This window comes from Bacillus sp. FJAT-42315, assembly GCF_002797375.1.
In the GTDB taxonomy this organism is placed as follows: domain Bacteria; phylum Bacillota; class Bacilli; order Bacillales; family Domibacillaceae; genus Bacillus_CE.
The window spans coordinates 1,738,744-1,758,767 of record NZ_KZ454941.1; the positions used below are offsets into that span (position 1 = coordinate 1,738,744).

Genomic DNA, 20,024 nt, shown 5'->3' on the forward strand with positions numbered 1-20,024 from the left:
GAATATGTTTATTTTTCCTTTTAACTTTATTTTTATGTCTGTTTTTTACATGAATAAGTTAATGGAGAAATAGGTAAAATAAGCCTATCAATTAAAGTGGAGAGTTGCCTATGTCAAAAATTATTGCGGTTCAAACGGCGTTACCTCGTCATGTGGTTCATCAGCAAGAGGCGAAGGAGATGATTTATCAATTATTTCAGCCTACCTATCCGAAAATTGAGCGGTTGTTGTCGGTGTTTGATAATGGGGGCATCGATACGAGATATTTGGCGAAACCGCTCGAGTGGTATCAAAAGAAGCATAGCTTTGAAGAGAAAAACGAGTTGTTTTTAGAGGCGGCGGTGGCGCTTGGAGAAGAGGCGATCAAGGGATGCTTAGATCGAGCAGGGGCACGATATGAAGATGTGGATGCGATGATTACTGTTTGTACGACTGGTCTTGCTGCGCCTAGCTTAGAAGCACGATGGATTAACCGTCTTCCTTTTTCAAAAAAGGTGACAAGGCTACCCATTTGGGGATTGGGCTGTGGCGGAGGAGCATCGGGGTTGGCCCGAGCGCATGATTATTGTTTAGCTCATCCGACAGCGAATGTGTTAGTGGTGGCGGTGGAGTTATGCAGTCTTACGTTTCAAGTGGACGACTTATCAAAAAGTAATTTAATCGGCACGTCTTTATTTGCCGATGGAGCGGCTTGTGTGCTTGTCGCTGGTAAGGAAAGTTCGTTGTTTAAAAACGGATCACGCCTGCTCCCGGTGATTCAACAAACCGAAACCGTTCTGATGGAAGATTCCGAAGAAGTGATGGGGTGGGACATCAAGGACAATGGATTTTATGTGATTTTTTCAAAAGATATTCCTGCGATTGTCCACCAGTGGTTGGAGCCGCAAGTGACAGAGTTTTTAGCGAGCCAACAAACAAAAATAGAAGAAATCGGTCATATCGTTGCTCATCCGGGCGGTAAAAAAGTATTGGAAGCGTATGAACAGAGTTTACGGCTAGCGCCAGATCAACTGAACGTATCAAGAAGCGTGTTAAGCCAATATGGCAATATGTCATCCGCTACGGTGCTGTTTGTGCTGGAGCAATATGTACAAAAAGATATACATACAAATGATTTAGGTTTGATGCTGGCTCTTGGGCCGGGGTTTAGTTCAGAAATGTTGTTAATGAGGTGGGAGTAGTGTTCTTTTATGCGTTTATTATATTGGTGGCAGCGCAAAGGCTAGTGGAGCTTCTTTATGCGAAACGGAATGAAAAGTGGATGAAGGCAAAGGGAGCGGAGGAATTCGGGCAAGGGCATTATCCGTTTATGGTGTTGATGCATATCACGTTTTTTGTTGCGTTAATGGTCGAGGTGAGTATAAAACAGCCCACGATTCATCCGTTATGGCCTTTACTACTTGTTCTCTTTTTGGGCTTACAGTGGATGCGGGTATGGACGATTCGCACACTCGGTCGCTATTGGAATACGAAAATTATTGTGTTAAAAGGTGAGAAAGTCGTTGTTAAAGGTCCATTCCGCTTGTTAAAACATCCTAATTATTTCGTTGTGACAACTGAACTAATTGTCATTCCACTGATGTTTCAAGCATATTGGACATTGATGATTTATTTCTTTTTGAATCAGCTTATTTTAATGATTCGGTTGAATGAGGAAGAGAAGGCATTAGAACAGTTAACAAATTATGAAGAGGCCTTTGCGAAAAGATGATATTATTTTAACAAAACCAATTGACAGAAAATTGCGAGAGGGTTATAATAATATTCAATATCAATAAGATACGAAGCGGACATGCAAAGTCACTTCCTTAAAGATTACCTCTTTTTGATCAAGTGAAAAAGGCATGCTGCTAGAGATAAACCGAAACTGTCAAATCTGCTAAAATCTCTAGAAAAAGAGACCTGTGCGCAGATCGAGCCAGTGATACCTTCCTTATTTGGAGTGGGTATCACTGGCTCTTTTCGTTTCCCTTACCCATTACAAAAAAATCGGAGGAATGAAAGATGTGCAAAAAAACAGGTTGCGGAAAATGCAAAGATTGTCCACTTGCTAACGTAGAAAAGAAAAGCAAATGAGAAAAATGGTGAATGTTATTGAAAATCATTATCGCTCATGATAAAGTATAAGTGAAGATGAATATTATTATCAATGAAACGATAAACATATATGGACTGAATAAAAAGGACGGGGTGAAGATCATGGTATGGATGTTTGTTGGAGCGACAGTTGTAGTGTACGGTGGAGTTATGAAATATGTGGTCGATCACGTAAATAAAGCGCAAGCATAATTTAGGAAGAAGGCTGATACAAAGCCTTCTTTTTTCTTTTTTATGATGGGCAATAAAGCGGAAATCAGATACAATAGAAAAAAAGAATCCGCTTCCTAATGTAAGGAAAGTGTATATTAAGGAGTTATGTGAAGATGCCATTAGAAACACAGCAGCAAACATTATCAGAAACGATTGCTAGAACGGCCTGGCTTCATGATTTATTTGAGCAATACGGGGATGAAGAACGGGCGAGAAAGGCCAAATTGTTTTTAAGGAAGTTGCATGACGAAGAATTTATTGTGGCGTTTTGCGGACATTTTTCGGCAGGGAAGTCGACGATGATTAATGAGTTGACAGGTGAAAAGCTGTTGCCATCCAGTCCAATTCCGACGAGTGCCAACTTAGTAAAAATTCATAAAGCCCCTGAGGACTTTGCGAAGGTGTACTATAAAGATCGCCAGCCGCTCCTTTTTCAGGCACCATACCGCTTTGAAAAGGTGAAAGAATATTGTAAAAACGGGGAAGAAGTAGAAGCGATTGAAATTGGTCATAGCGAATCTAGTTTGCCGCCAGAAGTGACGGTGATGGACACACCTGGGGTCGATTCCACAGACGATGCCCATCGAATTTCCACTGAATCGGCGCTACATTTAGCCGATATGGTGTTTTATGTTATGGATTACAACCATGTGCAATCGGAATTAAACTTCATTTATACGAAAGATTTGCTTTCTCACGGTGTGAAGTTGAACTTGATCATTAACCAAATTGATAAGCATCGTGACGAGGAGCTGTCCTTTGATGCCTTTAAACAATCGGTCTACGACTCGTTTGCCTCTTGGAATGTGCATCCAGAAAAGTTTTATTTCACGAGCTTGAGAGAGCCGGATCTTCCTTATAATGATTTCGCCGAAGTGAAAGAGCTGATTCATCAAAGCATGGCCAATCGGGAACAATTAACGCTCCGTTCGGCGGAAACGATGATGAGTCTTCTTGTCAGTGAGCACCTACAATGGCTACAAGATGGGCAAGAAGAAGTAAGAGAACAGCTACAGGAAGTTCTTGGTGAAGGGTGGATGGCGGAAGAAATCATCGCCAATGAACAAAAAACAAAGGCAGAACTCGATAAGCGTGATGCAAACGCTTTAGTGAAATCCGTCGAGGAAGGCCGCGAAAAAGTGCTGCAAAATGCTTATTTAATGCCTGCTTCTACGCGTCAATTAGCGAAGGACTTTTTAGAAGCGATGCAGCCGGAATTTAAAGTCGGTCTATTCTTTAGCAAAAAGAAAACAGAAGAAGAAAGACAGCGCCGACTGGATGTATTGATGGTGGATTTGAAGGAGAAAACAGAAGCCCAGCTTGAGTGGCATCTTCGTCAATTATTCGCTTCTTGGTTAAAATCAAGCGGACTGATCAGTGATTCGTTGCAGCTAGAAGCCGAGGAGTTATCGATTCCTTTTGATGCATCGTTATTGAAGGATACGATTAAAGCAGGGGCGCAAGTGACAGGTGATTACGTTCTTAATTATTGTGACGACGTCGCTAACCAACTAAAGAAAAAAGCTCGGATGGCGACAGATGAGTTAAAGACGCGTGCATCACAGGAAATGGCGGTTCAGTTTGCCTCTGAGCAAGCGGGTCTGAAAGAGAAATGGCAAGCTTGGCACCAAAAATTAACGGCGATCCAGCAGTTAACGGACTTAGATACGACGATGGAAGAGCATCGAAGCGGCTTGCACGAGCTTATGATTCGTTCGTTCTCCGATGTACCTGAGAGCTTCGATCAGTTTGTGCAAGAGTGGAAAAAAGAACAGAAACAAGTGGACATTTTTAGCGGAGAGTGGGAAGAAGAAGCCGCAACAACTGTCGAAAAAGTGGAACAAAAAGAGGAAACAGTTGTATCTAGCGGAGCAACAGTGGCCGTCAACGACACCGTGTCGAAGCTGAAAAACATGAACCGTCAGCTTGATGGTATTCCTGGATTCCAACGCTTTATCGATGGACTTCGTCAAAAAGCGGATCGTTTAGAGCAGCGTAAATATACGATTGCACTATTCGGGGCGTTTAGTGCCGGGAAATCATCATTCGCGAATGCGATGCTCGGTGAAAAGGTGCTTCCGGTTTCGCCGAACCCAACAACGGCAGCGGTGAACCGCATTCATCCGCCTGATGAACAGCATCCGCACCGAACAGCGGCCGTTCATTTAAAGACAGAACAAGATTTATTATTAGATATTCAGCATTCTCTACAATTATTTGATCGATCGGTTACATCTTTAGTTGAAGCGAATCAAGTGATTCCAGAATTGTTAATAGCAAATGAAGGAGAAGGTCGTGAAAAGATTCATTTATCCTTTTTGAAAGCGTTCCATGACGGATTTAATGAATACAAGGAGCAGCTCGGTACGACGTTATTAGTCGACTTACAAGCGTTCCAAGGCTTTGTGGCAAATGAGAAACAAAGCTGTTTCGTTGAATCGATTGACTTGTATTATGATTGTGATTTTACACGACAAGGGGTCACGCTTGTTGATACACCGGGGGCCGATTCGATTAATGCGCGTCATACAGGCGTTGCGTTTGAGTACATTAAAAATTCTGATGCGATTCTGTTTGTGACATATTATAACCACGCCTTTTCAAAAGCGGATCGTGAATTTTTAATTCAGCTTGGCCGTGTAAAGGATGCCTTTGAACTGGATAAAATGTTCTTTATCGTTAATGCGATTGACTTAGCGAAAGATGAAGAAGAAGTACAAGAAGTGAAAAACTACGTAACGGAGCAGTTGTTGCAATACGGTATTCGCTTCCCGAGATTATTTGGCGTTTCCAGCTTGCAGGCGATTCAAGAAATTGAGCGTGGAGAGACGGATCATCCAAACTCTAATATTGTGCCGTTTAAACAAGCGTTTCATCAGTTCCTCGATGGCGATTTAGCACATATGGCGGTGCAATCGGCAGAGGCTGAGTGGGAGCGTGGAGTAGAGAGATTGCGTCAACTGATTGCGACAGCGAAAGAAAATCGCGACAACCGCGAGCAAAAGCAACAACAATTGAACGATCAACAACAACAAGTAGCTACTCATTTAACAAATGAAACGTCTCAACTATTAGAAAAGAGATTGTCACAAGAAATCAATGAGCTCGTTTACTATTTAAAACAGCGTGTATTTTACCGTTTTTCCGATTTCTTTAAAGAGTCGTTTAACCCAGCGACACTCACCAGCAATCAAATAAAAGCGGCATTAAACGACGCGTTAAAAGAGCTTCTTGAAGCGGTCGGATATGACTTGGCTCAAGAAATGCGGGCAACAAGCTTACGAACAGAGAATCATGTACACGAGCTTTTAACTGAAAAATATGCGAACTTGCAGCTGCATTATCAAACGATTCAGCCACAGTTGTCATTTACGCCATTAGAGTGGTCATCGCAAGAAACGCCAGAGTTTCCAACGGCGTTTACGAATGAACCATTGTCGACGTTTAACCAAGCGCTGTCTTTGTTTAAAAATGCAAAATCGTTCTTTGAAAAAAATGAAAAGCAACAGATGCAAGAGCAGTTAGAAGAGAAGCTGTCAACGCTTGCTGATGTGTATTTAGAAACAGAAAAAGAAAAATTATGGACATGGGCTTATCATGAGCTTGATGCGGGCATAACGTTAATGAAAACAACGGTTGAGTCCGATGCGAAAGAGCAATTTACTGCTTGGCTCGATGTGCTTGACCATGCGGAAAATATCGACGAATGGGAGCGCGTTTTAGTTGAACTTCAACGAGCGTAAACAGGAGATCGTTCGCCATTTTCATACATGTGCGACTTGTCGTCATTTCCGCGCGATCAAAGGGGGATCAGGAATGAATTATATGTGTAGCCGGCTTGGGTTTGCTACAAAGCCCGGCTATACATTCGATTGTTGGGACCCTAAGGAACAAGTGAAAAAGCTGATGGAAAAGAGGCTGAAGGAAGCGGAAGATAAGGAGGAAGAGGCATGAATTTTGTTCAATCGATTGACTGGCTAGTCGAGCGTTTAGACGATCCGAATGTTTGTGTAATCGACTGCCGTTTTAGTTTAGCGGATGCTGAGGCGGGAGAAAAAGCGTATATGGAAGGGCATATTCCAGGCGCTTTTTACGCTCATTTAGATCGCCATCTATCGGGAGAAAAGCAACAGCATGGTGGCAGACATCCACTGCCGAACGTAGAAGATGCTCAAAAGGTGTTTGAGTCTTTCGGAATTACCGAAGAGACGACTGTCGTGGTGTATGATCAAGGGGAAGCGATGTTTGCCGGCAGATGTTGGTGGTTGTTGTCTTACCTTGGTCATTCGCAAGTGTATGTGCTTAATGGTGGCTTTCAGGAATGGACGAACCGTCAGCTTCCAGTGACAAAAGAGCTTCCAACAGCGACGCCTAGTTATTTCCCGGTAAATATTCAAAACGATTGGCTCGTTTCCATCGAAGAGGTGAAGGAAGCGGTGGCTACTGGAACGTCGGTGCTGATCGATTCGCGTGCTCCTGAACGTTATAACGGCGAAATAGAACCGCTGGATCGCGTACCTGGTCATATTCCGACCGCAGTCAATTATTTCTTTCAAGAAGGGTTAGAAGGGACAAGCTGGAAAGGTCAGGAGCAGCAAATCGAACGTTTTCGTGAGCTAGATACGGATCAGCTAATTATTGTATACTGCGGCTCTGGCGTATCGGCGACACCGAATATTATCGCTTTAAAAGAAGCAGGCTTTCGTCATGTGAAATTATACGCTGGAAGCTATAGCGACTGGTCTTCGTACGAGGATTTACCTATTGAAAAAACGGATAAACATTAATACAATAATGAAACGCTTTGGAAAATGATTTTTCTAAAGCGTTTTTTTGCGAATATGATAGAATAGCAGTTGAGGTGACAACATGAACAAACAAGAGCATATTTTGCTTATCGATGGAATGGCTTTATTATTTCGTGCTTTTTACGCGACAGCGGTGAGCGGTCAATTTATGTACAATTCAAAGGGAGTGCCGACAAACGGCGTCCAAGGATTTATGAAGCATTTATTGCTGGCGGTCGATTACACACGTCCGACTCATGTGGCCGTGTGTTGGGATATGGGCAGTCAAACGTTTAGAAATGAGCTATATTCAGGGTACAAAGCGAATCGATCCGCTCCACCTGAGGAGTTAATTCCGCAATTTGATTTGGCGAAAGAAGTTGCGAGTTCTTTTTTACTTCCGAATATCGGCATTGTTGGCTATGAAGCGGACGATTGCATTGGAACGATTGCGAAACAAGAAGAGCGAAAAGTGACGATTTTGAGCGGAGATAAGGATTTACTGCAATTATTAGATGACCAAATTGATGTGATGCTACTGCAAAAAGGCTACGGCAATTATTTAACGCATACAGTCGCTAGTTTTTCTGAACTATACGGCATCACCCCTCAGCAATTTATCGATGTGAAGGCATTAATGGGCGATACGAGTGACGGCTATCCAGGAGTGAAAGGCATCGGTGAAAAAACCGCCTTTAAGCTAGTAAAAGAATTTGGTTCGGTGGAAGAGATCATGAATAATATCGACAAACTGACACCTTCGCAACGGAAGAAGATGACGGATGATGTGGATATGCTCTATCTTTCTCACAAGCTCGCTCAAATTAATTGTGAAGTGCCACTAGAGTGGAACGTTCAAGAAGCAAATTGGACAGGCATTTCTACAGAAGCGGAAGAAGTAGTGGAACAGCTAGAATTAAAAGTCCTTCGCCGTCATTTGGCAGAGATTGCTTCTAGCAACCCGTGGGCTTAAAGGTGAACATGACGATGAAACACCGTTCATCTGTAGCGAGTTATTTACTACGACTAGAGGACAAGGGCTTTAAATTTTCAGATGATCAAATCGCTTTCATCTATTTTGGACAGAGGTCTACGGATGCTTCTGACCACTTAGTAACGGCCGCAATTGAAATCACATTGAAGGCCCAAAAAACTTTTGATGGCAGTTTCTATCTATCGTTGTTAGAGCGGTTGAAGGAGAAAAACATTACTTCTCGGAACATGGCGATGGAGTTTGCGAAAGAACGAGGGCTAATGAAGTAGGGTCGAGCAATTTGCTTGACCCTTATTTTTGGGAAATGTCTTTATTAAAAAACAATTTTTAAAAGCTGAAAACAAATCATTTTTCCTTCTGCATCGCATGACCCAGCCAAAATTTATGCACCGGTATTTCCGCTAAAATCATTCCAAAGAAAATGAGCAGACAACCTGTTAACCCAGCGGCGGCTAGTCGTTCGTCCAGCCAGAAGAAAGCAGCGATGGCCGCGAAAACGGGTTCCATTGCTAATAGCAAAGCGACTCGCGTTGGTGTCGTGAATTTTTGGGCAGACGTTTGGATGAAAAAGGCTAGTGCAGTCGCCGCAAAGGCGGTAATTAGTAAGGCGCTCCACACGCTAGTTTGTAGCAAATTCGCCGCTGTTAACGTTGTTTGCCAATCTTCCATGAAGAAGCCGCCTAAGCTGCAAAGAATGGAGACAGTTAAAATTTGCACGCTCGTTAAGGCGACGGCCGATGATTGATGGGTAAAAGCATCGGTGAAAATAATGTGGAAGGCAAAGCCAAACGCCCCAATCAATACAAAGAAATCGCCGACGTTCCAGCCACCTTCACCGCCGGCTGTCAGTAAATAAAGGCCGGTTGCGGCTATGAATGATCCGATCATTGCAATCGGTGTTGGTCGCTTTTTTAAAATAAATAGTGATAAAATCGGCACAAGTACAACACTCAGGCCAGTAATAAAGCCTGTTTTTGATACGGTTGTGTATGATAAGCCGATCGTTTGGAAGGCATAGCCAACCGCTAAACAAAGGCCGAGAATGAGTCCGTTTCTCCACGTCGTCCTATTCAATTCTCGAAGTTTTTTATGGAATAGAAGAACCGTTAATAAAATTAAAAAAGCAAGAAAAAAGCGCACGCCGTTAAATAATAGCGGAGGCAAAAATTCGATGGCGTTTTGTACAATCACAAATGTGACTCCCCAAATGAGCGCCACTAATAATAAGGAGACATCAGCGAGCCCTTTCATTGTTTTCCCTCCCGATCATTCATTCGAATTGCTTCACGGGCTAATCCGTCCGCCCGGTTTTCTTTCCGAGGAATCCATTTGACAAAAAACAACGGATAATCCTTGGCCAGCTCTAAAATTTGCTGTAATAACGGTTTATATTTTTCTTTATGTATATATTCCTTCTCGATTGCGTGAACAACGGTTTGAGAGTCACTTCGAAGTGAGATCAATTCCGATTGATGCGCTTGAACGAGCTCAAGTGCCTTTAACACCGCTAAAAACTCCGCCTCATGCGTATCGCACCAGCCAAGTGGAATTTTATGTCTGTCTACTTTCCCATCTCGTTTGATAAAAATGCCAGCACCAGCCCACCCAGGGTCACCTGTACTGGCACCGTCTGTATATAATTCTACCAAGCCATTTCCTCCTTTCTCTCATAAAATTAAATTTTACTGAATAATACAACGATTGGCAATAACAAAAATGAGAAAGCAAAAACGGCCTGACCCCAAATATGCCAGGGCAGGCCGCTTCTTTTCATTATTTCGGAAAGCGTTTTGCGATATAGCCAAACGGCGTGTCCATCACAGCGACAATCCATTTGAGAGCGTAGGTGGAAAGGAAAATTTGCCACCAGACGTCCATCGGAAATACACCAAGAAAAGCGATGCTCGTAAAGACGAGTGTGTCAAGTAGTTGACTGATCATCGTGCTTCCGTTGTTTCGAATCCAAAATTGTGAGTCTTTCGGAAATTTTTTCTGTAAAAAGGAGAAGATATAGACATCGGCGAATTGACTAACCATGTAAGCAGCTAAGCTTCCGGCTGCAATTCGAGGCAATAAGCCAAATAATTCTTCCATCGGTTTCTGAGCGAAATCGGTTGGTCCCGGTTCAAACAGCAATACGAGCTGCATGAGCACTGTCATTAGCAGCAACGTGAAAAAGCCGAGCCACACTGCTTTTTTCGCTTCTTTTTTTCCATATCGTTCATTTAACAAGTCCGTCGCTAAAAAAGCGGTTCCGTACATTGTGTTGCCTAGTGTCGCGGTCAGTCCGAATATTTCAATCGTCTTGACGACTTGCAAATTTGCTAAAATCGTGGAAATCCCGACCCACACAAATAATCCTGTCCGTCCAAATAGTCGATACATCGCCAAAAATATAGTAAAGTTAATAAGTACAAACAAAAAGCCAAACCATTCATTGAACATAAAAAAGATCCTCCTAAGTTGTCAAGCAAGTCATCAGATGAATTTGCCCAACGTACATTATACAAAAACCAGTCAATTGGTCAAGAGAAAGAAGGGATTCGAATGAAAATGAAGATCAGATGGCAATATGAATATAAAGGGAGAAAAGCGGAGTTTGAATCCGATTGGCTCATAAAAGAGCAGGTGTTGCCGATTATTGAAGACTTGCAAAAAGGAGGTCGCATGAAGTCTGTTGTTGTGGTTGATGAATTGTTGAATGAATGGACAGTGAAAGAATTTAAGAAGCTCGATCAACAGCTGGACGAGGAGCCAGGAGAAGTCGAAGTATATTTCGATGGAGGATACGACCGTCATACTCAAATAGCTGGTACTGGTGTCGTGATTTATTATAAGAAAAATGGACAACATTGGCGGCTGAGAAGAAATGAACGCCTTATGCAACTTGAATCGAATAATGAAGCGGAATACGCCGCTTTATTTCAAGCGATTATTGCTCTTGAGGAATTGGGTGTTCATCATGTACCAGTGGTCTTTCATGGAGACTCTCAAGTCGTGTTGAAGCAGCTGTCAGGAGAATGGCCATGCTTTGAGGATAGTTTCAATCAATGGCTCGATCGAATCGAACAGAAAATGAATGATTTAGGCATTGAGCCGGTTTACAAACCACTTGATCGCAGGAAAAATAAAGAAGCGGATAAATTAGCGAATCAAGCGTTGCAGGAAGTATTTGTGAACAGTCATGCGTTAATGGATGAATAAATGTGGTAGGAAGAAGGGTGTGACAGATTTGGATCGAAAGCAGCTATTTGCCGAAGTAGAGGGAGTGCTACAAACTTACTGTGAAGGTTGTTTAATTAAAGCAACCTTTAGAAAAGAGCACGGAAAAGCGTATGCTCATAAATTTTGCATTACGAAATGTACTGTGGGGGAACGTTTGAAAAAATACGGCGAACAGCTATCAAACGCATAAAAAGCCGGCAAAAGATGCCGGCTTTGTTACATGTTGATAGAATTATAGCTTGTTAACGTTAGCAGCTTGAGGTCCGCGGTTTCCTTCAACGATTTCGAATGAAACTTCTTGACCTTCTTCTAAAGATTTGTAACCGTCGCCTTCGATTGCTGTGAAGTGTACGAATACATCGTCTCCACCTTCAACTTCGATGAATCCAAAGCCTTTTTCGTTGTTGAACCATTTTACTTTACCGTTTTGCATAATAATGAATCCTCCTAAATCTTCGAAACACATTATATCTATGATGTGCTCAAATCAAATTATTCATCACGCCCAGATCGACTGTTCGTAATGTCTCTAATATACCAATAACTCCATATATTAGTCAAGATCAGAAAGGAGCGAAAAGTCAAAATTCTTTCGCCAAATAAACTGATATTTCTACAAAAGTAGGGCTTGTCCTCCGCCTTGTACTTCGATAGTAATTATAGTAAACTTTAGAGAATGAGCAAAAATCAGGAGGTTCACTTATGCCTACACCTAGTATGGAAGATTACATAGAACAAATATTTTTATTAATAGATAAAAAGGGTTATGCCCGTGTTTCTGATATTGCCGAGGCGCTTTCGGTTCATCCGTCATCTGTGACGAAAATGGTGCAAAAGCTAGATCGGGATGAATATTTAATATATGAAAGATATAGAGGGTTGATTTTGACCGAGAAAGGAAAAAAGATGGGGAAGCGCCTTGTCGAGCGTCATGATTTGTTAGAAGAGTTCTTGCGAATCATCGGGGTGAATGAAGAAATGATTTACGAAGACGTTGAGGGCATTGAACATCATTTAAGCTGGAACTCGATTGATCGAATTGCTGATTTAATCGAGTACTTTAACCAAGATCCGACGCGCCGGACTGATTTACAAGCTGTTCAGAAAAAAGAAGAATAACACCGTTTTTTAAAAGAAACCGTTCTGTGTGAGGGGCGGCTTTTTTTGTTGCCCCAGCTAGTCCTAGTCCCTTACAATTAAATAGAAAACAGGGATGGGGTGGAGAAGATGAAGTGGATTGTTCAAGCGCAAGAGCAATGGAATGAGAATGCAGATGGTTGGCATGCTAAAAGTAAGGAGATGTGGGAGACGGGAAGTCGAAAGGATCTCGTTTCTTTTTTAGCTACTTATGTGAAGCAACCAGCGATTGTGGCTGATTTAGGCTGTGGTGACGGATACGGGAGCTTTAAGCTTCATGAAAAGGGGTATGAAGTCATCGGAGTCGATTTATCTGATAAAATGGTGGAGCTAGCGAAAGGACTTAAAAAAGAGGGATTAACCTTTCATCAAGGGAATCTTACACAGTTACCATTTAAAGATGAATCCATCCAAGCGGTTGTGGCGATTAATTCGCTTGAATGGACAGAGTCCCCAGCAGAAGTGCTGACGGAAGTAGCGCGAGTGTTGGCACCTAAGGGGAAAATATGTGCAGCGATTTTAGGTCCGACGGCAGGCCCAAGAGCGAATAGCTATCCACGTTTAATAGGAAAAGAAGTCGTGATGAATACGATGATGCCGTGGGAGTTTAGTAAACTTGCTGCCTGGAAGGGTTTTGCCATAGTGGATGAGTATCATGTATATAAAGATGGAGTGTGTGATGAACATGTCACTTCACTGCCGAATGAATTAAAGCAAGCATTAACGTTTATGACGGTCTTTATGCTAGAAAAACAATAATTCTTTAATGTTGGAAAGAGCGGAGGAACCTACTATGAGTATACATACAGCTGTGAAGAGTGATATTGAAATTGCCCAAGAATCGATCGTTAAGCCGATTGTAGAGATTGCTGCAAAGGTTGGGTTAACAGAAGAAAACCTTGAGCTTTATGGCAAAAGCAAAGCGAAGCTCACGTATGAAACGCTAGCAACATTAGCAACAAAGCAAGATGGAAAAGTCGTACTTGTGACGGCCATTAACCCGACACCAGCAGGGGAAGGAAAGTCGACGGTCGCTGTCGGGTTAGCGGATGCTTTTAATCAAATTGGTGTCAAGGCAATGGCGGCTTTACGTGAACCATCACTTGGACCAACGATGGGGATCAAGGGCGGTGCCACTGGAGGCGGCTATGCCCAAGTGCTCCCGATGGAAGACATTAACTTGCATTTCACTGGCGATATTCATGCGATTACGACAGCGAATAATGCCCTCGCTGCTTTTTTAGATAATCATATCCATCAAGGCAATGAACTGAACATCGATCCGCGTCGAATCGTTTGGAAGCGAGCGCTTGATTTAAATGATCGGGCCCTTCGCCAAGTGATTGTCGGACTTGGTGGACCTGTACAAGGGGTACCACGCGAGGATGGCTTTGATATTACGGTTGCTTCTGAAATTATGGCGGTCCTTTGTTTAGCTGACAGCTTAGCTGATTTAAAAAGCCGTCTTTCTCGCATGATTGTCGCGTACAATTATGACAAGCAACCAGTGACTTGTGGGGATCTTGGGGTAGAAGGTGCACTTACTTTGCTGTTAAAGGATGCGTTAAAGCCGAATTTAGTGCAAACGATTGAGCATACACCGGTGCTTGTTCACGGTGGTCCATTTGCGAATATCGCCCACGGCTGTAATAGTATTATTGCAACGAAAACGGCGAGAAAGCTAGCTGATTATGTCGTGACCGAAGCAGGCTTTGGCGCCGATCTTGGTGCGGAGAAGTTCCTCAATATTAAAACGAGAATGGCTCAAATCGATCCGGATGCGGTTGTGATTGTGGCGACGATCCGCGCGCTGAAAATGCACGGTGGCCAAGCTAAAGCCGATTTAAAACAAGAGAATGTCGAGGCATTGCGCGAAGGATTGAAAAATTTAAAGAAACATATAGAGACGGTTCAATCCTTTGGGGTACCAGCTGTCGTGGCCATCAATCGTTTTGTGACCGATACGAAAGCAGAGATCGAATTGCTTGAACAATGGTGCCAGCAAGAAGGTGTCGAGGTCTCCTTAACAGAAGTATGGGAAAAAGGTGGAAAAGGCGGCGCTGATTTGGCGCAAAAAGTCGTGCAAACGATTCAACAATCTCCTTCTCGTTTTCAGCCGTTATATGAGCTGAATCAATCATTAGAAGAAAAAATGAATGTGATTGTACAGCAAGTGTACGGTGGCAAGAGTGTGGAGTTTTCTGCGAAGGCACGCAAGCAATTAAAAGAATTTGCCGAGCATGGGTGGAGCAATTTACCTGTTTGTATGGCGAAAACGCAATATTCTTTAAGTGATGACCCGACAAAAATGGGAAGACCACAAGACTTTACGATCCATATCCGTGAGCTGATCCCGAAAATTGGCGCTGGTTTTATCGTTGCTCTAACAGGTGATGTCATGACGATGCCAGGATTGCCGAAGAAGCCAGCTGCGATTGCGATGGATGTCGATGCGCAAGGAAGAGCGCAGGGGTTATTTTAAGGAGGAATCGGCTTGTTTGATCCAACGGCTTTTGACAACATTAAATTTATCGTCCAAGCCGAAGTGTATGATCGTGATTTAGCCGGACTTCTGCATATCCATGATCGCAAAGATTTAGTTGATTTAGCGAGTATGCAGCGGGAGTCCTCGATCGTTTTTTCTCTTGTGGAGCAAACGGACAGGAAAGTCGCGATCAGCATTCGGTCGACGATCCATCAATTAGCAGGTGAACTCATGCAGCTACCTAAGGCTGAACCAGGTGTCTTACTCGAAGTCATTTATTCGGGTAAGGCACCTCACTTCACAGAAGAAATGATGGATATACTTGATCGGCTTTGGGGCGAAGGACGTCTCGTGGAACGAAGAAACATTGAATCGGATCGACAAGAACGTATGAATGAATGGCGGCTTGACTTTCAGCGAACGATCACAGAAGATATGATCGAAGAAATGACCGATCTAGTCGGCTTTATCGTGGATACGCTACAAGCGATGAATAAATAGATGGGCGACATATAGAGGAACGCGGGAGTGGTAACGACGAATGAGAGTGTTAACAGTAAATGAAATGACCAAAACGTACGGGGAAAAAGAGTTATTTAAGAACCTAACGTTTTCAATTAGTGAAAAAGAGCGCATCGGGTTAATCGGTGTTAATGGAACAGGAAAATCGAGCCTGTTGAAAATTGTCGCTGGGAAAGATTTGCCTGATAGCGGAGAGATGATTGCGCCGAATGATTATTCGATTGCTTATTTAGCCCAAGAGCCGGAAATGGACCCAGAGTTGTCTGTGATGGATCAGCTATTTTTAAGTGAGGCACCGGTCATTCAATTATTAAAAAAATATGAGCAAACGTTAAGGCAGCTAGAGCAGGAGCCGAATAATCAAGCGGTGACGGAAGAATTGTTTGAGTTGCAAAAAAGAATGGATGCGCTTGATGCGTGGGAAGCGAATACGAATGCGGAAGCGATTTTAATGAAGCTGGGCATTCATGATTTTAGCCGCAAAATGGGCGAGCTTTCCGGTGGACAGAAAAAGCGTGTTGCGCTGGCGCAGGTGCTAATTGAAACACCGGATTTGTTAATTTTAGACGAGCCGACGAACCATCTTGATTATGAAACGATCGGCTGGCTCGAAGATTATTTAAGTAAATATGCTGGTGCTGTGTTGCTTGTTACCCATGATCGTTATTTTCTTGATCGAGTGACGAATCGGATGTTTGAGCTAGAAGGCGGCAACATTTACACGTATAAAGGTAATTATCAAAGCTATATTGAACAAAAAGCGGAGCGCGAGGAGCAACAAGCGGCCGCTGAAGATAAACGTCGGAATTTATATCGCCGCGAGCTCGCATGGATGAGACGAGGAGCGAAAGCGCGGACGACGAAGCAAAAGGCGAGAATTGATCGCTTTGAGCAATTAGAAGGTGCACTTGGCCAAGGTCCGAAAAATGAGCAAGTCGATTTAGCTGTAAAGGGAAGCCGACTCGGCAAGCAAGTATTTGAGCTGAGAGATGTGTCGAAATCGTTTGATGGGAAAGTGATTTTACAACACTTTAATTTACTCGTGAAGCCAGGGGATCGGCTTGGTATTATCGGTAAAAACGGCAGTGGAAAATCCACGTTTATGAATTTATTAGCCGAAAAACTTCCGTTCGATCAAGGGGAAATGATCACAGGACAAACGGTGAAAATCGCTTACTATACGCAAGAGCGGACCGATATGGATGAAAAGATGCGGGTGATCGCCTACATTCGAGAGTCAGCTGAAGTGGTGACGACAAAGGATGGCGAGCAATTGTCCGCCGCTCAAATGCTCGAACGATTTTTATTTCCAATGCACGCCCATGGAACACCAATTTATAAATTATCTGGTGGAGAGAAACGCCGCCTCTATTTGTTGAAATTGTTAATGTCTCAGCCGAATGTGCTGTTACTCGATGAGCCGACGAATGATTTAGATACGGCCACGTTAACGGTTTTGGAAGATTATTTAGAGGACTTTCCAGGAGTTGTGATTACCGTGTCCCATGACCGCTATTTTCTCGATAAAACAGCGACTCAATTACTTGTGTTCGAAGGAAATGGTGTGATCGACTCGTATTATGGCTCGTATAGTGATTATCTCGACCAACAAGCTGCGCGTGAGAAGCTAGAAACTGCTCCAGTGAAAAAGGTCGTTCAAGAAAAGCCACAAGAAAAAACGAAGAAAAAATTAAGCTACAATGAGCAACGAGAATGGGATGGACTTGAAGAGAAAATGGCTCAAGTGGAAGATCGCATCGCAGAGGCCCAGCAGGAGCTTGATCAAGTAGGAAGCGACTTTGAAAAAGCACAGCGTTTAAGCGAAGAGCTAGAAGCATTAAATGAAGAATTGGAGCATTTAATTGAACGATGGAGCTATTTATCGGAATTTGTGTGATGAGCAACAATTCCGATGTGAACGTTTCTTCTATGTTACAATGACAGCAACGACTCAACAGGAAAGGAGAAACGTAAATTGAAAATTATTAAAATCGAGCCCACGCCTAGCCCGAATACAATGAAAGTATTGTTAGACGAGGAGCTTCCGGCGGGCAAAAGTAATAATTATAAAGCGGCACAAGCGGAAGAAGTATCCGAGCCACTGCGATCACTACTAAAGATCGAAGGCGTTAAAGGAATTTACCATGTTGCCGATTTTCTTGCCGTAGAGCGAAACGGGAAATATGATTGGCAAATGATTTTGCCGCAAGTTCGCCAAGTGTTTGGCGAAGCGACAGGGGCGGAGGCTGCCAATGCTTCGATGGACGAGGCGTTTGGTGAAGTGCGAGCGGCTATTCAAGTGTTTAAAGGTATTCCGATTCAGTTGAAATTAACGTCAGCGACTGAAGAAAAGCGCTTTGCGTTGCCGGATGAGTTTTTACAAGCGTTTCAACAGGCGCAGTCCGGCGACGATAATTACGTATTGCAAAGAAAGTGGCAGGATTTCGGCGTTCGTTACGGGGACTTAGAGGAAACTGGCAAAGAAACAGTGGAGGAGCTGATCGCTGCTTATCCGAAAGAAAGGCTGTCTGCTTTAGCAGAAAGCGGTGCGAGCGGTCAGCTCGTTGAGAAACGTCCACAAGTGAAGCTGACGGAAGCGATGTGGCAAGCGGAAGGAGATTGGCGGAAGCGGTATGAATGGCTAGAAGGCCTAGCTGATCCGACGCTTGAAGATCTTCCTGTATTAACGCTGGCACTAGCAGATAGCAAACCGGCTATTCGTCGACTCGCGGTAGTTTATATCGGTATGATTGAGGATGTTCAAGTATTACCATTATTGACTCAAGCGTTGAAGGATTCCACAGTGACCGTTCGCCGCACAGCTGGTGATTGCTTGTCCGATTTAGGATTTAAAGAAGCGATTCCGACGATGTGTGAGGCGCTTAACGATAAAAGCAAAATCGTTCGTTGGCGAGCGGCGATGTTTTTATACGAGGTGGGCGATGAAACGGCATTACCTGCTTTAAAAGCGGTTGTCGATGATCCAGAGTTTGAAGTGCAAATGCAAGTGAAAATGGCCATCGAACGAATTGAAGGTGGCGAGGAAGCGAAAGGCTCGGTGTGGAAACAAATGACCGAAGCCCGAGCTAAGAATGAGGAGGAAACAAAATGACAAATGCTTATGAAGAATATATGCGCCAAATGGTATTACCGATGCGTGCTGAATTAACGAATGCAGGCTTTAAAGAGCTGAAAACAGCCGAGGAAGTAACGGAATTTATGGAACAGGTAGAAGGAACAACGTTAGTCGTTGTCAATTCTGTCTGTGGCTGTGCGGCCGGTCTTGCTCGACCAGCGGCTACGCAAGCATCGATGCATGATGCGGCACCTGATCATTTCGTGACGGTATTTGCTGGACAAGATAAGGAAGCGACGGCGCAAATGCGCACGTATTTTGATGGATATGAGCCATCGTCACCTTCTATGGCCGTATTAAAAGGAAAAGAAGTGGTACACTTCATTCCGCGTGAGCAAATTGAAGGACAAGATATTGGTTCGATCATGACGAATTTAACGACGGCTTTTGAGCAATATTGTAAATAAGAGAGAAGGATGTCGCGAGCGACATCCTTTTTATCCCGCATTAACGGGCAGTAAGACCCCTACCTCAAAATTCAGTGAAAGCAAAGAAGTTAGGTAGGGGATCAACTGCCCGTAAACGCCCGATTGGTTCAACTAATAATCAGTGGGGGATGGAAGAAAACCCCCACTGATTAAAGTTTCACTTTATAGGCATTTATTTGTTAGTGAGGAAAAAAGATGATTATTTCAACCGCAAGTAGAGTGAATACGCCATTAGAACAAAAGGCAAAGCAAGCGGCCAAGGAGCTAGGGTTTCCGTATGTTGCTAGACGAAAGCGTTCCGTTGCTGATTTGCAAAAGCAGTATGAATCCGACTGCTTAATTGTGAAGAGGGAACGGTTAGAGCTCTATCCGCTTCATGAAAGCGAGCCTTTCTTCTTTCATCCGAATTCCGCTTCCTTTCGCGTGAAGCGGCTCATGCGTGGAGAAGAAGATCCGTTTGTGTCGGCGGCTAAACTTGAATCAGGAATGTCCGTGTTAGACTGCACGCTTGGACTGGCTTCTGATAGCATTGTTGCGAGCTTTGTAACCGGTCCAACAGGTCAAGTGACAGGGATTGAAGGCAACCCGGTACTTGGTTACATCGTGAAGCTGGGATTAAAGGAATGGCAGGCACCGCTGCCGGAGTTACAGGCCGCGATGGAGAAAATTGAAGTGCAGCTAGGCCGTTATCAACAACTGTTATCGACGTTTGCCGATCGCTCCTTTGATGTCGTGTATTTTGATCCGATGTTTACGGAAACGGTCGAGGCGTCAGAAGGGATCGCTGGATTGCGGCATTTTGCCATTTATGATGAGCTCGAGAAAGAGACGCTTGAACAAGCGATGAGAGTGGCGAAACAGCGGGTCGTGTTAAAGGATCATTTTCGCTCGGATCGGTTCGAGCGTCTTGGATTCGAACAGCATATTCGCAAAACATCCGCGTTTCACTTTGGGACGATTGAAGTCTTATGTTAAGATAAGTAGCGTATGAAATAAGGAG

General features: G+C 43.5%; 21 protein-coding genes. 17 read left to right on the forward strand and 4 right to left on the reverse strand.

The annotated features are described in order from the left end of the window. Positions 1–110: 110 nt before the first annotated feature. The 7 genes from CEF22_RS08470 to CEF22_RS08500 all read left to right on the forward strand — a co-directional run bounded on the left by CEF22_RS08470 (position 111) and on the right by CEF22_RS08500 (position 8,360). Complete coding sequence (locus tag CEF22_RS08470; RefSeq protein WP_100402504.1) at positions 111–1,181, forward strand: type III polyketide synthase; 1,071 nt, start codon at positions 111–113, stop codon at positions 1,179–1,181. Further along, a complete protein-coding gene (locus CEF22_RS08475) occupies positions 1,181–1,711 on the forward strand; it encodes an isoprenylcysteine carboxyl methyltransferase family protein (RefSeq protein ID WP_100402505.1) in 531 nt (176 codons plus the stop codon). Before CEF22_RS08470 ends, CEF22_RS08475 begins: the two co-directional genes overlap by 1 nt. A 712-nt stretch (positions 1,712–2,423) precedes the next feature. Continuing rightward, a complete protein-coding gene (locus CEF22_RS08480; protein WP_100402506.1) occupies positions 2,424–6,053 on the forward strand; it encodes a dynamin family protein in 3,630 nt (1,209 codons plus the stop codon). Then, positions 6,034–6,264 carry a hypothetical protein gene (locus CEF22_RS08485; RefSeq protein WP_332849165.1) on the forward strand — a complete coding sequence of 77 codons (231 nt, stop codon included), beginning with the start codon at positions 6,034–6,036 and terminating at the stop codon, positions 6,262–6,264. The genes CEF22_RS08480 and CEF22_RS08485 overlap by 20 nt, the downstream gene beginning before the upstream one ends. Then, on the forward strand, positions 6,261–7,097 hold the full coding sequence (locus CEF22_RS08490; protein WP_100402507.1) for a sulfurtransferase: 837 nt from the start codon (positions 6,261–6,263) through the stop codon (positions 7,095–7,097). Before CEF22_RS08485 ends, CEF22_RS08490 begins: the two co-directional genes overlap by 4 nt. 82 nt (positions 7,098–7,179) lie before the next feature. After that, positions 7,180–8,070, forward strand: coding sequence for a 5'-3' exonuclease (locus CEF22_RS08495; protein ID WP_100402508.1), 891 nt, complete (start codon positions 7,180–7,182; stop codon positions 8,068–8,070). 14 nt (positions 8,071–8,084) lie between these two features. Beyond that, on the forward strand, positions 8,085–8,360 hold the full coding sequence (locus tag CEF22_RS08500; RefSeq protein ID WP_100402509.1) for a DUF6123 family protein: 276 nt from the start codon (positions 8,085–8,087) through the stop codon (positions 8,358–8,360). Positions 8,361–8,436: 76 nt separating this feature from the next. Here CEF22_RS08500 and CEF22_RS08505 read toward each other — a convergent pair whose 3' ends face one another. The 3 genes from CEF22_RS08505 to CEF22_RS08515 all read right to left on the reverse strand — a co-directional run bounded on the left by CEF22_RS08505 (position 8,437) and on the right by CEF22_RS08515 (position 10,536). Next, on the reverse strand, positions 8,437–9,342 hold the full coding sequence (locus CEF22_RS08505; RefSeq protein ID WP_100402510.1) for a DMT family transporter: 906 nt from the start codon (positions 9,340–9,342) through the stop codon (positions 8,437–8,439). Beyond that, the gene (locus CEF22_RS08510; RefSeq protein ID WP_100402511.1) at positions 9,339–9,740 is read right to left on the reverse strand and encodes a ribonuclease HI family protein; all 402 of its coding nucleotides are present in this window, start codon (positions 9,738–9,740) and stop codon (positions 9,339–9,341) included. Before CEF22_RS08510 ends, CEF22_RS08505 begins: the two co-directional genes overlap by 4 nt. A 124-nt stretch (positions 9,741–9,864) precedes the next feature. Further along, positions 9,865–10,536 (reverse strand): queuosine precursor transporter, encoded by a 672-nt coding sequence (locus CEF22_RS08515; RefSeq protein ID WP_095480583.1) that lies wholly within the window; start codon positions 10,534–10,536, stop codon positions 9,865–9,867. A gap of 102 nt (positions 10,537–10,638) precedes the next feature. Here CEF22_RS08515 and CEF22_RS08520 point away from each other — a divergent pair, with 102 nt between their 5' ends. Then, positions 10,639–11,295 (forward strand): reverse transcriptase-like protein, encoded by a 657-nt coding sequence (locus CEF22_RS08520; protein WP_100402512.1) that lies wholly within the window; start codon positions 10,639–10,641, stop codon positions 11,293–11,295. Positions 11,296–11,323: 28 nt separating this feature from the next. After that, the gene (locus CEF22_RS08525; protein WP_095480693.1) at positions 11,324–11,506 is read left to right on the forward strand and encodes a zinc-finger domain-containing protein; all 183 of its coding nucleotides are present in this window, start codon (positions 11,324–11,326) and stop codon (positions 11,504–11,506) included. A gap of 42 nt (positions 11,507–11,548) precedes the next feature. On the opposite strand, the gene cspD is transcribed toward CEF22_RS08525, so the two are convergent. Then, positions 11,549–11,749 (reverse strand): cold-shock protein CspD, encoded by a 201-nt coding sequence (cspD, locus tag CEF22_RS08530; protein ID WP_094835484.1) that lies wholly within the window; start codon positions 11,747–11,749, stop codon positions 11,549–11,551. Positions 11,750–12,018: 269 nt separating this feature from the next. Between cspD and mntR the strand changes: the two genes are divergently transcribed. From mntR to CEF22_RS08575, 8 genes are all read left to right on the forward strand, one after another. Next, a complete protein-coding gene (gene mntR / locus CEF22_RS08535; RefSeq protein ID WP_100402513.1) occupies positions 12,019–12,435 on the forward strand; it encodes a transcriptional regulator MntR in 417 nt (138 codons plus the stop codon). Positions 12,436–12,534: 99 nt separating this feature from the next. Continuing rightward, positions 12,535–13,212, forward strand: a complete 678-nt coding sequence (locus CEF22_RS08540; protein WP_442857358.1) for a class I SAM-dependent methyltransferase — start codon at positions 12,535–12,537, stop codon at positions 13,210–13,212. A 34-nt stretch (positions 13,213–13,246) separates the two neighbouring features. Next, a complete protein-coding gene (locus CEF22_RS08545; RefSeq protein ID WP_100402515.1) occupies positions 13,247–14,935 on the forward strand; it encodes a formate--tetrahydrofolate ligase in 1,689 nt (562 codons plus the stop codon). Between the two features lie 12 nt (positions 14,936–14,947). Further along, positions 14,948–15,439, forward strand: coding sequence for a hypothetical protein (locus CEF22_RS08550; protein WP_100402516.1), 492 nt, complete (start codon positions 14,948–14,950; stop codon positions 15,437–15,439). Positions 15,440–15,479: 40 nt separating this feature from the next. Beyond that, the gene (locus tag CEF22_RS08555) at positions 15,480–17,357 is read left to right on the forward strand and encodes an ABC-F family ATP-binding cassette domain-containing protein (RefSeq protein ID WP_100402517.1); all 1,878 of its coding nucleotides are present in this window, start codon (positions 15,480–15,482) and stop codon (positions 17,355–17,357) included. Between the two features lie 78 nt (positions 17,358–17,435). After that, a complete protein-coding gene (locus CEF22_RS08560) occupies positions 17,436–18,572 on the forward strand; it encodes a conserved virulence factor C family protein (protein ID WP_100402518.1) in 1,137 nt (378 codons plus the stop codon). Beyond that, complete coding sequence (locus CEF22_RS08565) at positions 18,569–19,003, forward strand: BrxA/BrxB family bacilliredoxin (protein WP_100402519.1); 435 nt, start codon at positions 18,569–18,571, stop codon at positions 19,001–19,003. Before CEF22_RS08560 ends, CEF22_RS08565 begins: the two co-directional genes overlap by 4 nt. A gap of 216 nt (positions 19,004–19,219) precedes the next feature. After that, a complete protein-coding gene (locus CEF22_RS08575) occupies positions 19,220–19,999 on the forward strand; it encodes a class I SAM-dependent methyltransferase (protein ID WP_100402520.1) in 780 nt (259 codons plus the stop codon). The last annotated feature ends 25 nt before the right edge of the window (positions 20,000–20,024 follow it).

Excerpts from the sequence above, each read along its gene's own strand:
- cspD (WP_094835484.1), bottom strand. The coding sequence starts at position 11,749 with ATGCAAAACGGTAAAGTAAAATGGTTCAACAACGAAAAAGGCTTTGGA.
- CEF22_RS08480 (WP_100402506.1), top strand. The coding sequence starts at position 2,424 with ATGCCATTAGAAACACAGCAGCAAACATTATCAGAAACGATTGCTAGA.
- CEF22_RS08500 (WP_100402509.1), top strand. The coding sequence starts at position 8,085 with ATGAAACACCGTTCATCTGTAGCGAGTTATTTACTACGACTAGAGGAC.
- CEF22_RS08495 (WP_100402508.1), top strand. The coding sequence starts at position 7,180 with ATGAACAAACAAGAGCATATTTTGCTTATCGATGGAATGGCTTTATTA.
- CEF22_RS08565 (WP_100402519.1), top strand. The coding sequence starts at position 18,569 with ATGACAAATGCTTATGAAGAATATATGCGCCAAATGGTATTACCGATG.
- mntR (WP_100402513.1), top strand. The coding sequence starts at position 12,019 with ATGCCTACACCTAGTATGGAAGATTACATAGAACAAATATTTTTATTA.
- CEF22_RS08555 (WP_100402517.1), top strand. The coding sequence starts at position 15,480 with ATGAGAGTGTTAACAGTAAATGAAATGACCAAAACGTACGGGGAAAAA.
- CEF22_RS08515 (WP_095480583.1), bottom strand. The coding sequence starts at position 10,536 with ATGTTCAATGAATGGTTTGGCTTTTTGTTTGTACTTATTAACTTTACT.
- CEF22_RS08545 (WP_100402515.1), top strand. The coding sequence starts at position 13,247 with ATGAGTATACATACAGCTGTGAAGAGTGATATTGAAATTGCCCAAGAA.
- CEF22_RS08505 (WP_100402510.1), bottom strand. The coding sequence starts at position 9,342 with ATGAAAGGGCTCGCTGATGTCTCCTTATTATTAGTGGCGCTCATTTGG.
- CEF22_RS08470 (WP_100402504.1), top strand. The coding sequence starts at position 111 with ATGTCAAAAATTATTGCGGTTCAAACGGCGTTACCTCGTCATGTGGTT.
- CEF22_RS08575 (WP_100402520.1), top strand. The coding sequence starts at position 19,220 with ATGATTATTTCAACCGCAAGTAGAGTGAATACGCCATTAGAACAAAAG.
- CEF22_RS08490 (WP_100402507.1), top strand. The coding sequence starts at position 6,261 with ATGAATTTTGTTCAATCGATTGACTGGCTAGTCGAGCGTTTAGACGAT.
- CEF22_RS08520 (WP_100402512.1), top strand. The coding sequence starts at position 10,639 with ATGAAAATGAAGATCAGATGGCAATATGAATATAAAGGGAGAAAAGCG.